Annotated in this window: 1 protein-coding gene; it reads left to right on the top strand. The window is 61.3% G+C overall.

The window, feature by feature from the left end:
- The coding region (locus RVY79_RS21450; protein WP_411161787.1) for a nucleotidyltransferase family protein at positions 1–132 on the top strand (132 nt) is incomplete at its 5' end.
- Positions 133–238: the final 106 nt, after the last annotated feature.

The raw sequence follows: 238 nt of genomic DNA, 5'->3' as shown, positions 1-238 counted from the left end.
ACGTTGTTGGACTTGGGCGATTTGGAAGAAGAACTGAAATCGCTGCTCGGCGTTGACGTCGATCTGCTGACTCCCGGCGACCTGCCGCCGAAGTTCCGGGCCAAGGTGCTCGCGGAGGCGCAACCGATATGAGCGAGAACCGCCTGCCCGATTACCTCGACCACATTCAGCAGGCCGCAACCGATGCGCGCAGCTTCGTGGAAGGGATGGCCAAGGACGACTTCTTGGCCGACAAGCG

The sequence above is a fragment of the Chromohalobacter sp. HP20-39 genome, from assembly GCF_033052815.1.
Taxonomy (GTDB): Bacteria; Pseudomonadota; Gammaproteobacteria; order Pseudomonadales; family Halomonadaceae; genus Chromohalobacter.
Note: the sequence above shows the minus strand (reverse complement) of the source record. Positions and strands in the feature narration are given on the sequence as shown.